The organism is Clostridium sp. YIM B02555 (assembly GCF_022320955.1).
Classification (GTDB): Bacteria; Bacillota; Clostridia; order Clostridiales; family Clostridiaceae; genus Clostridium; species Clostridium saccharoperbutylacetonicum.
In genome coordinates this window covers 213,070-227,291 of the sequence record NZ_JAKJJY010000004.1, presented here as the reverse complement: position 1 = coordinate 227,291, position 14,222 = coordinate 213,070, and the positions used below count along the sequence as shown (strand labels likewise).

The following is a 14,222-nucleotide window of genomic DNA, read 5'->3' as shown; positions in this document are numbered from 1 at the left end:
ATTTCCCCTTTCTACATATAATTAACCCACTTCTTTTGTGCTTTCATTTGAAATACTGTAATTATCATTATGATTGCAAGAAGCAACATTACAATTGCAGACCCATAGCCTTTATCTGCATATTTAAATGAATTGTTATAGAATAAGTAAACTAATGAAACAGTTTTATCATATGCAGGACTGGTTACATCTATCATCATATAAATAACATCAAAAACCTGCATTGCTTGAATTATACTAGTAACAACAACGAAAAATAAAGTTGGCGATACTAGTGGCAAGGTAATATCAAAAAATTGTCTCACTGGTTTAGCTCCATCAATACTAGATGCCTCATAATAATCTTTAGGTATTTCTTGAAGTCCTGCAATAAGTAGTACCATACTGTAACCAACTGTACTCCATATTCCTATTATTGCTATAGAGTAAAGAGCAATGCTAGGATCGTCAATCCAATTTAAAGGAGCTATTCCAATTTTAGAAAGCATATAATTAATAAGTCCAAATTGACTATTATATAACCATTTCCAAACCATAGTTACTGCTGCTGGAGCTGCAACCATTGGGATAAAATATATAGTTCTGTACATGCCTTTTCCTTTAATTTTAGAATTTAATAATACTGCTAATATCATTGCTATAACTACTGTTACTGGGACAACTATAATTGTATATTTTAAAGTATTTCCTACTGCATGCCATACTTGAACATCACCGAACATCTTCGTATAATTGCTTAAACCAACAAATATATTTCCTTTTCCAAAATCGCCACTTTTAAAAAAACTTAGATACAAAGTTTGAACAATTGGAATGATATTTAAAACTATAAGTCCAATAATAGTAGGTGCAACTAATGCATATCCCCATTTCCATTCATTTACGGTTTGTTTAGATGGTTTTTTTGTTTTTATTTTTATATCTTGCATTGTTATATCCTTTACCATAAATTCATCTCCTATAAAGACATTTTAAAAATTACGGCAACATATATTTTATTGCCGTAATTCCCAATGAATACTCTTATTTCTCTTCCTTTAAGCAATCATTCATCATCTTAGCTGTATCCTTACATGCATCATCTACTGTCTTTTCTCCAGTAAATGCACCTTTTAATAATTCATAAGCTTTATCTTCCCATTTTGCAGTTGTATTTGAATATGGTCTTATTTGTGCATACTTAACCATATCAATGAAACACTTAATATTAAAGGTCTTATTAGAATTTACCCATGCATCTGCTGTTCCATTGTATGCTGAAATTGCTACTCCAAGCTCAGCTTGTTTTGTTTGTCCTTCTTTTGAGCTTAAATATTCAACCCATTTCCAAGCCTCTTCTGGATGCTTTGTATTAGCTGAAATTGCATTTCCAAGTCCATTAAATATGGTTGCTCTCTTCCCATCATTTGCTGAAGGTAATACTGCAACATTAAAGTTTTTAGCCATATAATCATTTGCTGCAAAGCCACTTAAATTCCATGAACCAAAGAATCCCATTGCACATAATCCATTTTGCATTGCTTGTGCACGTGCTGCATCATCAAAAATTTTAGGTGACAAACCATCTTGTACAAATTTCACATAAAATTTCATTGCTTCTATTGTCTTAGGATTATCATATCCTGATACTTTACTATCAGTTATAATTGTTCCTCCATTTTGATAAACGAAATTGTAATACCCTTCTTGATTATGAAGTGGAGCTAAGAAACCATATTGCTTTCCATCTCCTGTTGTTAATTTTTTAGCTGCTTCATATAATTTATCCCAAGTCCAAGTTTCATCTGGATAAGAAATTCCTGCTTTATCAAACATTGTTTTGTTATACCAAAGTCCTATAGTGTCGTAGTCTTTTGGAATAGCATATTGCTTACTATTTAAATTGTATATTTTATCTAATCCTTCTGGATAATTTGATAATTTAACTTCGCTGCTCTTGTTTATTTTGTCTGTCAAATCCATAAGCATGTTATTAGAAGCATATCTATAAATTTCATTTGAATGCATCCAGAAAGTATCTGGAAGTGATCCCCCTGTTGCCGCTGCTTCAAGCATTGTCCAATAATCACTCCAGCCAACAACTTGTAAATCAATTTTTATACCTTTATTTTTACTTTCAAATTCATCTGCCATTTTTCTAATACCTTTTGCTTGATTAGAATCCCAAAGAGCATAAGTAATATGAACATCTCCGCCACCAGATGCTTTTGTTGTATCTTGTCCACTAGTTGCTGCTGTATTTGAATTACCACATCCAACTAACCCTGTAATAGCCATCATACTAGCTAATAATAAAGAAACAATTTTCTTTTTCATTATATTACCCTCCATTTTTTTAAAGATTAATTTTGTAATTTAATTTTATCCTTAATATTGCCGTGTATTCTATTACACTAATATTAAAAATCTACTTTTATAATTTCCATCTTTTGATTACGCCTTATTTAATAGTACTCAGCAAAAATATATATTTCTTTACAGAGCATATTAAAAGTAAAGCTTTTCATGAAATACCTAAAAAAGCTTAATATAGATATTCTATATTTTTATCACCTTAGTAAGTTCATAGCTTTTAGGCGTCTATTTTCTTTCCATGACTAAATTCTAACATCTAAAATATTCGAAATACATAGAATAACAAAGCTAAAAATATATACTTTTGCTACATTATTCAATTATTGTGCAATATTGAACGCAAAAGTATATATTTTATGTTATAGTAATATTAAACATTTACATAAATACAATTAGGAGGTGATAAATATTTATGTCTGACTTTAAAAGTTATGTTTTTAATAATATTAATTATGTAGATATTATCCTTTATCAATTTGGCTCTGAACGTTGCGATTCTTTGCATTCCTTTGGTCCAACCGTTAAAAATCATTATCTTTTTCACTATGTTTTATCTGGAAAAGGAAAACTTTATCCAGTAATTGATAATACAAACAAAAAATCTGCCTATTCAGTAAAAGCTGGAGAAGGCTTTTTAATAACCCCAAACATAATAAATACTTATGAAGCAGACAAGGACGACCCTTGGCAATATATTTGGATAGAATTTGAGGGATTAAAAGCGCAACGATATTTAGATGAAATAGGACTTTCAGCTAAAAATCCTATTTTTATTCCAAAAGAATATACTTCTGAAAACTCTATTGTAGAAAACTTAATGTTTTTAATAAACAATCCAGAGGCACCTGATTCAGCAATTTTAGGTCATGTTTATTTATTTTTCTATGCACTACTAGAAAATTCAAGTTTTTATACCGCAAAAAAGGCTAGCAATCTTCAGGAGTTTTATGTAAGGGAGGCCATTAATTTTATAGAAAAGAATTATAATAATAATATTTCAGTTGAAGACATTTCGAGATGGTGTAACTTAGACAGGAGTTACTTAGGAAAAATATTTAAAAATACTATGAAAACTACACCACAAGAATTTCTAATAAAATACAGGTTAACTAAGGCATGCGAAATGCTTAAAGATGATAGTATGTCGATTAGAGAAATTGCTGAACTGACTGGCTATCCAAATCAATTTTATTTTTCTAGGGCTTTTAAGGAAATTTATAATATGCCACCGAGGCAATGGAGAAATCAAAATAGCTCAAAATTATAATTCTTATACCTTTATTAATAGGATCTAATATAGATATCCAATGCGAGAATTAGACTTACGCGAAACTTACCGAAATTAGATACATTTATCTTCCACAGGACTAGTGAAATTTTCGCTGGAAGCTTCTAAATGGCAGCTTGTCGTCATTTCAGTGTGTTCCAGATGTAAAATCTGGACAAGCTGTAAATAAAACAAGCCATAGAGGAAACTCGACTCACGTTCGTTCGCTGAGCATTCCTGTAATAAACTTAAACAGAAATTGATAAAAAAATAGCCTCCTGTTAGAATGAAAATATGAGCTCAATCATATTAAAATAACTATCAAGGAGGCTATCTTAATGCAAACAAATAATATCATTAAACACACTAATAAGTCAACTTTAATTATAGGAATTGATGTTGCTAAATACAACTCCGTCGCGAGAGCGTTTAATTCTGAAGGTAAAGAACTTAGTAAAGCCATTACCTTTGCTACTGACTATGAAGGGTTAAACTCATTTCATATGTGGATAAATAAAGTCAAATTTACTTATAAATTAAAAGATTCAATCATTTGAATGGAACCAACAGGACATTATTGGATAAGAATAGAAGATTATATTGCAGATAAAATATCAAATTCTATGGCAGTTTTAGTTGAAGCATCTGATGTTAAGTCTATGAGAGATTTGCTAGGAATGGAGAATAAAAAAACTGATCATATTGATGCTATGGCCATTGCAAAAACAATTTTATTTGAAAAATATTCAACTATAAACAAAAGAAATAGTGGATTTACCGATTTGAAGGAACTAATAAGATTTAGAGAAGAAAAAATCAAAGAGAAAGTTAGACTTGATAATAAAATTCAAAGATGGCTTGATATTAATTTTCCAGAATACAAATTATTGTTTAAAAAATGGAATACAAAAACATCAATAGCTATTCTTAAGAATTTCCCAACACAGAGAGAGATTTTAAATACGGATTCTAATAAAATAGTAAGTATTATAAAAGAGGAGGTAAAAACAGGGAATATATCAAGTCATGTAGAGCATTTAAAAGAGGTAGCTGAAAAATCCATAGCACTTGATAAATGTTCTGAAATGCAGAAGATTATATTAAAACATTATCTAGAAAATTATTTAAATATAAATCAAATGTTAATTCTTATAGAAAATGAAGTTAATGAATTACTAAAGAGAATAGATTATGCTCAAAATCTTGTTGAAATTAAAGGCGTTAGTTCGATGTTTATAGGTTCGCTTTTAGCGGAAACCGGAGATTTGAAAAATTTCAAAGTTCCACAGCAATTATTAGCTTATGCAGGCTTAGATCTTAAAATAAGTGAATCAGGGGAAAAGAAAGGTAAGACAACAATATCTAAACGTGGCAATTCACGAGTCCGTGCAATACTATTTAAGTATTTGCTACCTTTCATTAATAGTAATGAAGAATTTAAGACACTACATAAGCATTATACGACACGAAGTAATAATCAACTAAAAGGTATGCAATCGTTGATAGCAGTAGGCTGTAAACTCTTAAGAGTTTTCTTTGGAATGTCAGTATGAACCTACTATAGTATTGGAACACAATCAGTTATTATCAATAGCAGCATAATTATTCTAAACAATCTTATTGACAAAAAAATAATAGCTAGGTTAAGGTGATGCAACACTTACTTTATGGCATAAGACCAGGGCGCTGAGCATTAATCACCATCCAACTACAAGTAAGAGGTACAAAGGAATTTAGGACTTAGATCCAGTTAGACATGGGAGGATTGACTACTGTAGTATATGGATTCCTATAAGCATTCATATTTAAAAATAGCCAATTCTCATTGGTTTGTTAATTATACTCTTTTTTAAGATGAAGTTGGATTATTTACACTAAAATATAATTCTAGCTAATACTTTTTTAAAATATTAAGATATATCAAGAAAACAGGAGAATAATTAAGTTTATATAGGGAGTAAGCGATTCACACCAAATCACAGATTTGGGTTCTCTGCTTAAGAACCATCATCATCTCAATTTCACATGCCTGCTTCCAGAAAAATGTATCTAATTTCTAGTATAGAGTTGTGATTATAATTTCTCAATGACGCATGTATATTCCATTTATAAGTTTGATTATTGAATTAGATATCTATAATAATCTTATAAAATTATACTTATTGGAAAACATACTGTAATAATACAAAAAATAGTAGTTCCGATTTACAATTGGAAATCTACTATTTGATTTCACTGTGATTAAGTTCTATTAACTAAATCATAAATTATAACTTTCCTTATTTATTCTTAAAATAATATGATGAATATTCAGTCCCATCATGACCTATCAACTTATTTTCAGTAGATGAAAATTTTAAGGTATTCAAAGCATTTATCCTTTCCTTTGCAATAGGAATTGCTTTTGTTGCGATCATGTTACATTCAAACAACGAATAAGTTTTATCAATAATTAAATTTAGGATATTTATTACGGTATCTTTTCTTTCATAATCACTTCTCAAATCTAAGCGAAGAAGCCCGCAATTAGTAAAATAATCTTTTGCATCTCTATGAAATAATTCTATAGTTCCAATTACAGTGTTATTTATTTTATCAATTATAGACCATCTTACAAAACCCTTTCTATCATATTCAAATTTCCAATAATCAAGAGCCTGCTTCATTCTTTCGTGTGTAGTATAGTAAAAAACATCTCCATCACAATTATCACTATTAAATAAAGCTACTGCTTTATTATCAGAATATACTTTTAACAAATCATCACAATCCCCTACAGAAATAAATCTTAATCTAAATCTCTCACTTTCAAATTCTGGACAACATTTATATACGTTATTCATAAAAAATCCCCCTTCAAAATATACTCAAGTTATATTATAAAGGGGGATATACGACAACTGTATGACGTAGATTATTTGTATGTATTAATAATTTCTTGTGCCTTTAACAAAAACTCTTTTCTTAATTCCTCTGGCTCTAGTATTTTAATTTTATTACCATAGGTGAAAATTAATCCCTTCCATCCAATTTCATTATTTGGTACATGAAATTGTATGATAAGATCTCCGTTTTCCTTTGTTGTTATACTTGCATTAGGAAAATATTCTTCAATTGAAATACGTATTTCTTCCTTACACAATAATTTTACATCTATATATTTTCTATTATCATTCTTTTCCTGTTGTGCTAGTAAGACTTCAAGACTTTCATGCCTTGTTGTGATTGATTTATCTAGTTTTCTTAAATTTCTTATTCGTAGAACTTTAAACAACCTATAGTCCTTCTTGCTACAGCAATATCCAAGTAAATACCATGCATACCACTTATATACTACACCAATTGGTTCTACTTTTCTCAATGTTTTATCACTGGAAGAGTTTGTATATTCAAATTCAATAATCTGTTCCTTCCCAATCGCATCCTCAAGCAGCTTTAAATGCTCATCTATATTCTTACCCTCTCGTGAAACACTAAAATCAAGCTTCACTTTAGCTTTAACAAACTGCTCCTTTTTAGCGACATATAGTAATTTTTCCAAAGTTGTTTCAATTTTTTTATTATCATATGCCGAATTCATACCAGTCAACGCAGCAATAATAAACTGATAATCCTCTATATTAGCTATCTGCTTATCCAGCTTAAAACTATCTATAATGCCATATCCTCCATTTGTCCCATACATAGACATTACAGGTATTCCTGCTAAGTTCAAAGTTTCAATATCTCGCTGTATTGTTCGAATTGAAACCTCAAATTTTTCTGCTAATACGCTGGCATTTACAATATCACGATTTAATAGATATACAACAATTCCAAGTAATCGCTCTATCTTCATTATCTTTACTACCTCAATATATTAAAATTTATATTATACATCCTGTGCAAATATGGCCTTTACTCATAAAAAGGACATATAACTGTCCTTTTCCATTTTCAACATCATCAAAAAAGCAACATCTTCATCTATTACTTTTTGTTTTAATAAAATACTACTACTAATATTCTAAATTAATTTATGTATCTCTTCAAATAATATCTGTACACCTAACTTTATCTTATCTTTTGTAAGTTTAGATATACACAACCTAAAACCATTTATTCTTGAATTATTCCCTATAAAAAATTCCTTTCCCTCTGCTATATAAATACCTTTTTCATTTAATTTTTTATTTATTTCTTCTATATTTACATAAGTAGTAAACTGTATCCATATAAAAAATCCTGTATCTGGAGTAAATAATTGAATTCCCGTTGTATCTATATTTTTTAAGCAGTCTTTTAAATAATTCATTTTTTTCATATACGCAAATTGGATTTTTTTAATATGCTTTTTATACATTCCGCTATTAATATAAATTTCTAAAGCTCCTTGTTCTAATGCTGAAGTGCTTAAATCGTAATATCTCTTATGTTTCAAAAATTCACTTTTTAATTTTTCTTGAAGAACAACTGCTCCTAATCTTATTCCTGGCATAAAGGTTTTAGAAAAGCTTTTTAAATATACAACTCGTTCCCATATGTCATAATAATAAATTGGTAATGATTTTTTATTTTTATCTAAATCAGCTAAATAATCATCTTCAACAATGTAAACATCATATCTTTCAGCCAATTCTGCAATGCATCTCTTTTCTTTTTCTGAATAGCTTGTACCTAATGGGTTATGAAGCCTTGGAATTGTATAGAAAAACTTTATATCTTCATTTCTAAAGATATTCTCTAATTCCTCCAAATTTATGCCACTAAAATCCCTATTTATTCCTATTAACTTATCGCCATTCATTTCTACTAATTTATGCACAAGACTATAGGTTGGTTGCTCAACTAGAATATTCTTTTTTCTATTTGGAAAAGTCATTTTAGAAAGAATACTGATCGCTTGCTGTGAACCAGAAGTAATACATATTTTCTCCATAGAAGTGAATATTTGATATTCTGAAAAGAAATTAACTAGTGATATTCTCAAGGATTTAAAACCTTCAGCATCTCCATATATGAATAAGTCATTTTTATATAATTCTATCGCTCTATTTATACAATGATTAAATTCTTTATATGGAAGTAATCTAGAATCAGGAACTACCAGAGAAAAATCAATGATCCCATTTTCAATCTTCTCTTCATTATTCTTTTCCACCAAATAATATCCACTTTTAGGAATAGAGTATATTCTATGATTCATTTCGAGTTCTTTATAAGCTCTTATTATTGTAGACTTATTGCACTCAAACTTATCAACCAAAGCTCGTATTGTAGGTAATCTTTGCCCTTGCTTTAATTCATTATTCTCTACAAGTTTTTCAATATGTTCTATGATAATTTCATATTTCTTTTTCATAATCTTATCCTTTAATTTATCTCAATTTTTTAAAATATATTAGTCATCTTATACCGGTACAAAATACTTTTTTAATTATTGTACTGTATAATTTCAATTTATATAATGTCATTATACAACTAATAAAGTATAAGTTGTAAGTTCATCAATTAAATTCAACGTATAAAATCTCATCTAAATTTCAATAAAATTATATTAAAGGAGTCAAGTATGGAAAAGTATCGAAAAAAAGCAATATTATATCTAGTAACAGCATCAATTTTATGGAGCATCGGAGGTTTATTTATCAAATTAGTCAACTGGAATCCTATGGCTATTGCTGGATCACGTAGTGGTATAGCTGCAATAGTTATGTTTTTATACTTAAAAAAGCCAGTAATGCACTTAGGAAAGACAAAACTGTTAGGTGCATGCACGTATTCATCCCTCCTCATATTTTTTGTTACTGCTAATAAACTTACAACCTCAGCAAATGCAATACTTCTGCAATTTACAGCACCTATATGGGTAGTGTTATTCTCAAAAATTTTCCTAAAGGAAAAAATCAAAAAATCTGATTTAGTCGTAATTGTTTTTGTTATGCTGGGAATGACTTTATTCTTTATAGGAGATTTAGGACAAGGTACTATTGTAGGAAATTTCATTGCAATACTCAGCGGTATCTCAATGGCTGGAGTTGTAATATTCTTAAAACTTATAAAAGATGGTTCTCCAGTAGAAATGACTTTCCTTGGAAATATAATTACATTTATTATAGCCATACCTTTTTTCTTTCAATCAGTTCCAAGCTTAAATAGCATTTTAGGAATATTAATTTTAGGAATATTCCAGTTAGGAGTTTCTTATATATTTTATACATTAGCTGTTAAATATGTTTCTCCAATTGAAGCAATTTTAATTCCTGTCCTAGAACCCTTACTTAATCCTTTCTGGGTATTTTTATTCACTGGTGAAATCCCTGGAACTTATGCCTTCATAGGAGGATTAATTGCACTTACCGCTATAAGTGTAAGAGAATTATGTATAAAAAAATAGTAAATATTCCGTTTAACCTATTATTTATTATCTCTAGGAGTCACTTTAGATTTCTAAAATTATGTGTTTTGAATTAGATATATACATATTTTTATGTTCTTAGGATTTATCATTAATCTTATTCTAGAAGCAAAATAATAAGGAGAACCTCTTCCATCTGGATTTAGCTCTCCTCATTTACATAGACACTTTATCAAGTTATTTTTTATAACTATATTTATCCTTTTAAAAAAATACCGATTTCTTATAAACCCTTTTTATATAACCAATATGAATAATAACACGGAACTATTATAATAACTGATAAAATAATGAAAGTTATTATAATACCTTGCATCTGTATACAACTTAAGATTATCATAGAAATACCACCTAATATCCAAAGATATCCTGCCATATGATGAGTTTTGTTCCAATTCACTTCACTGTTTAGTGTCCATGGTAATCTAATCCCAATCGTATAATTTTGCTTACATTTTGGTGAATAGTTTCCGCTTGCTACAATAATAACACCTACAAATCCTAATGAAACAATTTGAATGGGAATTTTATATCCAAGTGCAATAAATAAAATTATAGGTAACAATATTACTGAAAGAATCAATGGTAAAAAACAAATAATAGTTGTAATCCATAAAAGTCTATCTCTTTTCATCTTTATTACCTCCAAATTGCGAAAACCAAATCATTACTTCTTCAAATACTGATAAATTGATTTCGTAATATATAAAATTTTTATATTTTGTTTCTAAAACTAAACCTGCTTTTTTTAATTGTGATATGTGATACGAAATTGTTGCACCTGTCATATCAAATTCTTTTGAAATTTCCCCAGCTGATTTCTTACCATTCTTCAGCATTACTAAAATTTCTCGTCTAACTGGATCTGATAGTGCTTTAAACGTTTCTGGAAATCCCAATCTATCCTCTCCTTTTATATTCTATTTAGAAATATTTCTAAATAGAATATATCAAAATCCTTATATAAAATCAAGACCTATTTAGATTTTTTTCTAAATAGGTCTGATAATTATTCCATTAGCATTTTACATACTTTACTCTATGCTTATAGTTTTATCAAGAAGAATTTCCTCCCCAACTTCCTCATAACCTGTTTCAGCACTACCATCTGAATTTCTAACAGTTTCCTTTTTTAATCTGCTATTTTAGATGTGTGGAAATAAACTCTTTTGTCATTTCGGCAATTTTATCAGCATTTGTCCAATGTAAATAATGTTCTCCATTAAGAGTTTCAACCTTTTGTATAGCAAAGTTTGAAATCATTTCTTCATGAAGCGGCAACCACTCACTATCAGTGTCCACTGAATCTTTCGATATAAATGATAAAACAGGCAAATCCTTTGGATATTTCATGTCATATAGTTCTTTTGTATTTGTATTTACCGTATTATATTCATTTATCACGGAGATATTTAAGCTATTCCAGGCTGTTGCTATTTTTTTCATCTTAACTTGTTCAGCAGTATAATAATTGCCTTTGCTCATACCATCATCAACACTTGGTAAAAGGTATGTTATATCCCTTACAATTCCAAGTGTATTAAGCAGCGTCAAATATTGTGACATATTAGCATCTTTATTAATCTTAGTTTGATTAGGTACAGACTCGTCAATTCCAATAATTGCTTCCACTTCAGTTGGGTAATTTATTGTATAGTGCATAGCATATACTCCTGATATGGAGTGAGGCATCAATATATATGGTCCACTAATTTTCAATTGTTTTAGTGCTGCTCTTATTTCATTTACAATATTTTCATTAGAACGCTTCTCTTTTGTCTCATCGCTAAAGCCATATCCAAAATATTCAATAATTACAACTTTATAATCTTTACTTAATCTTTCTGCCAGTGGCATAAAATCTGTAATTGGTGAAGCGGTTCCTAGTCCGCTTAGTAACACAACTGTTTTTCTCCCTGAGCCAGTCACATAAGCTTGCATACTTTTACCATCTACATTTATTGTCTGACCAATTTTATATTTGCTCTTTTCAATTGGTTTCAGAATGTTATGCGTTACTGCTGAAATTATCACTAATACAACTATAATTCCAATAATCCATATTAATGTCTTATTGATTATTTTGAGTACCTTTTTCATCTATTTTTCCCCCATGATTTTCATTTGTTTTATTGCTATTTCCCATTTTGTTTACCCTAATTTAACTTTAAATTTTATAATGCTATTTTAATTTGAGCTATATCAGTTACCCATCTGTCTAAACATAAAGAACAATATGCTCATTTTGTTCTGTTTTGCTTACGTAACATGCCACACCTGTTTGGTGGCAAATACTCAAATTGATACTTATGATATAATAAATCCGCTGGACTGTTCGCTATCAAACATATAAAACTATCTTCAAAAGTATTTTCTTCAAAGTACCTATTGATTTCATTCATTATTTTATCTGCAAAGCCTTTTCTTCGATAATTTTCATCTACCATAATATCACTTACCACATAAGTGATTCCTCCATCACCTACAATCCTTCCAAATCCTATCAATTTTTCATTATCATAAATAGATACTGTAAACAAAGAATTTGTTATTGCTTTTCTACTTCTTTCCAAGTCCTTATTTCCCATTCCTGAACGAAGTCTCAAACTAACATAATCTTCTGCTTTTGGTTTTTCATATAGCAATTTCATTTCCATATTCCTCCCTTTATAATTCTCCAATTGTTTTTATATTCATATTTTTATAAAGAAGAATGTAAACTAAAAGGTATTGTTTCCCTTATAAATTATTTTAATTTATATATTGTTATGTTACAATGTAAACAAAGTCGATGTGTACCGGTACAGAAATAGAGGTGTGTGTATGTATAAATATTTAACATTATTAAACGAAATTGAAAACCTGGTGAAAAGCGGCATATATAAACAAGGAGAGAAAATCCCTTCCATCCGTACCTTATCTGCATCATATAATTGCAATAAAAGTACTGTTATTCGTGCTTTGACTGAATTAGAAAGAAAACATGTACTTTATTCACTTCCCAAAAGCGGATATTATGTTGTAACATCAAAAAACGAATTAAACCAATGGGAAAAAACTGTACTTAACTTTTCCTCTTCTGCACCTGATCCCATGGTGTTCCCATATTTGGATTTTCAGCACTGCATAAATCAAGCAATTGATATCTATAAGAATGATTTATTTATCTATGGTACTCCTAGAGGATTGCCTTCATTAATCGATGTGGTGCAAAAACAGTTAACCAATTATCAAGTGTTTGCCAAGAAAGAAAATATTTTTATAACCTCTGGCATTCAACAAGCATTATCCATCTTAGCTTCAATTCCTTTCCCAAATAATAAAAAAGTTATATTAATAGAACAACCCAGTTATCATTTATTCATCGAATCCTTACAAACACTAGAGGTACCGATAATTGGTATAAAAAGAACTAGTCAGGGAATCGATTTAGGAGAATTAGAGATGTTATTTAGAGAAGAAAATATTAAATTTTTTTATACCATGCCAAGGTATCATAACCCTCTTGGAACCTCCTACTCTCAAGAAGAGAAAAAGAGGATTTTAGAACTAGCAAAAAAATATAATGTATTTATTGTAGAAGATGATTATTTAGCTGATTTTGAACAAAATTCAAAAGCTGACCCAATCTATTCCTACGATAATTTTACACATGTCATATATTTAAAGAGTTATTCAAAAATCATCTTTCCTGGATTAAGAATAGGTATTGCCGTAATCCCTGAAAAATTGATTGAAACCTTCAGCCAATATAAACGTATTCTTGATATAGACAGTTCTATGCTTTCTCAGGCAGCATTAGAAATCTATATTAAAAATGGCATGTTTGAGAGACATAAGGAAAAAATGAAAGCAACTTATTATTCAAGAGCAAACTGTTTAATATCAGCCTTGGAAAAAAATCTAAAAATGTGTAATCAGACTTTCTTCCAGTATACTCCTATAAAAAACATTGCTTTTCATACTTATATTCAATTGAATGAACAAATATCATGTGAAAGGGTTATTCAGCGTTTGGAAAGGAAATCAATTATTGTTGATGGAACAACTAATAATTATTTACGTTCCTTCCATGAAAAAGACTCTATCTTAAAACTTAATATCTCAAATGTGGAAGAGGAATATATTGAAGATGGTATTTCACAGATTTTGGAACAAATTTTCTAATAAATTTTCGAAAATAAAAAGAATGATCTACTAGGG

Annotated in this window: 14 protein-coding genes; 5 read left to right on the top strand and 9 right to left on the bottom strand. The window is 29.2% G+C overall.

Annotated features, from left to right (window positions below):
• Positions 1 to 11 precede the first annotated feature (11 nt).
• Positions 12 to 947, bottom strand: a complete 936-nt coding sequence (locus L3B98_RS08660; RefSeq protein ID WP_238916322.1) for a sugar ABC transporter permease — start codon at positions 945 to 947, stop codon at positions 12 to 14.
• 76 nt (positions 948 to 1,023) lie between these two features.
• Positions 1,024 to 2,316 carry a sugar ABC transporter substrate-binding protein gene (locus tag L3B98_RS08655; RefSeq protein ID WP_238916321.1) on the bottom strand — a complete coding sequence of 431 codons (1,293 nt, stop codon included), beginning with the start codon at positions 2,314 to 2,316 and terminating at the stop codon, positions 1,024 to 1,026.
• A gap of 451 nt (positions 2,317 to 2,767) precedes the next feature.
• Here L3B98_RS08655 and L3B98_RS08650 point away from each other — a divergent pair, with 451 nt between their 5' ends.
• The 3 genes from L3B98_RS08650 (at position 2,768) to L3B98_RS08640 (ending at position 5,175) form a co-directional block, all read left to right on the top strand.
• On the top strand, positions 2,768 to 3,622 hold the full coding sequence (locus tag L3B98_RS08650; protein WP_238916320.1) for an AraC family transcriptional regulator: 855 nt from the start codon (positions 2,768 to 2,770) through the stop codon (positions 3,620 to 3,622).
• 338 nt (positions 3,623 to 3,960) lie between these two features.
• Positions 3,961 to 4,179, top strand: coding sequence for an IS110 family transposase (locus L3B98_RS08645; RefSeq protein WP_238916319.1), 219 nt, complete (start codon positions 3,961 to 3,963; stop codon positions 4,177 to 4,179).
• Entirely contained in the window at positions 4,180 to 5,175 is a 996-nt protein-coding gene (locus tag L3B98_RS08640) for an IS110 family transposase (RefSeq protein WP_238916318.1), read from the top strand.
• 726 nt (positions 5,176 to 5,901) lie between these two features.
• Here the strand turns inward: L3B98_RS08640 and L3B98_RS08635 are convergent.
• The 3 genes from L3B98_RS08635 to L3B98_RS08625 all read right to left on the bottom strand — a co-directional run bounded on the left by L3B98_RS08635 (position 5,902) and on the right by L3B98_RS08625 (position 8,963).
• Positions 5,902 to 6,465, bottom strand: a complete 564-nt coding sequence (locus tag L3B98_RS08635; protein ID WP_238916317.1) for an N-acetyltransferase — start codon at positions 6,463 to 6,465, stop codon at positions 5,902 to 5,904.
• Positions 6,466 to 6,536: 71 nt separating this feature from the next.
• On the bottom strand, positions 6,537 to 7,460 hold the full coding sequence (locus tag L3B98_RS08630; RefSeq protein WP_238916316.1) for a YafY family protein: 924 nt from the start codon (positions 7,458 to 7,460) through the stop codon (positions 6,537 to 6,539).
• 168 nt (positions 7,461 to 7,628) lie between these two features.
• Positions 7,629 to 8,963, bottom strand: a complete 1,335-nt coding sequence (locus L3B98_RS08625) for a PLP-dependent aminotransferase family protein (RefSeq protein ID WP_238916315.1) — start codon at positions 8,961 to 8,963, stop codon at positions 7,629 to 7,631.
• A 210-nt stretch (positions 8,964 to 9,173) separates the two neighbouring features.
• Between L3B98_RS08625 and L3B98_RS08620 the strand changes: the two genes are divergently transcribed.
• Complete coding sequence (locus tag L3B98_RS08620) at positions 9,174 to 9,998, top strand: DMT family transporter (protein WP_238916314.1); 825 nt, start codon at positions 9,174 to 9,176, stop codon at positions 9,996 to 9,998.
• Between the two features lie 244 nt (positions 9,999 to 10,242).
• Here the strand turns inward: L3B98_RS08620 and L3B98_RS08615 are convergent, their stop codons facing one another.
• The 4 genes from L3B98_RS08615 to L3B98_RS08600 form a co-directional block, all read right to left on the bottom strand.
• Positions 10,243 to 10,653, bottom strand: a complete 411-nt coding sequence (locus L3B98_RS08615) for an SdpI family protein (protein WP_238916313.1) — start codon at positions 10,651 to 10,653, stop codon at positions 10,243 to 10,245.
• Positions 10,640 to 10,918, bottom strand: a complete 279-nt coding sequence (locus tag L3B98_RS08610; protein WP_238916312.1) for an autorepressor SdpR family transcription factor — start codon at positions 10,916 to 10,918, stop codon at positions 10,640 to 10,642. Before L3B98_RS08610 ends, L3B98_RS08615 begins: the two co-directional genes overlap by 14 nt.
• A 241-nt stretch (positions 10,919 to 11,159) precedes the next feature.
• Positions 11,160 to 12,119 carry an alpha/beta hydrolase gene (locus L3B98_RS08605; protein WP_238916311.1) on the bottom strand — a complete coding sequence of 320 codons (960 nt, stop codon included), beginning with the start codon at positions 12,117 to 12,119 and terminating at the stop codon, positions 11,160 to 11,162.
• 140 nt (positions 12,120 to 12,259) lie between these two features.
• On the bottom strand, positions 12,260 to 12,670 hold the full coding sequence (locus tag L3B98_RS08600; RefSeq protein WP_077362319.1) for a GNAT family N-acetyltransferase: 411 nt from the start codon (positions 12,668 to 12,670) through the stop codon (positions 12,260 to 12,262).
• Positions 12,671 to 12,842: 172 nt separating this feature from the next.
• On the opposite strand from L3B98_RS08600, the gene L3B98_RS08595 reads away from it, so the two are divergent.
• Positions 12,843 to 14,186 (top strand): PLP-dependent aminotransferase family protein, encoded by a 1,344-nt coding sequence (locus tag L3B98_RS08595; RefSeq protein ID WP_238916310.1) that lies wholly within the window; start codon positions 12,843 to 12,845, stop codon positions 14,184 to 14,186.
• Positions 14,187 to 14,222 lie beyond the last annotated feature (36 nt).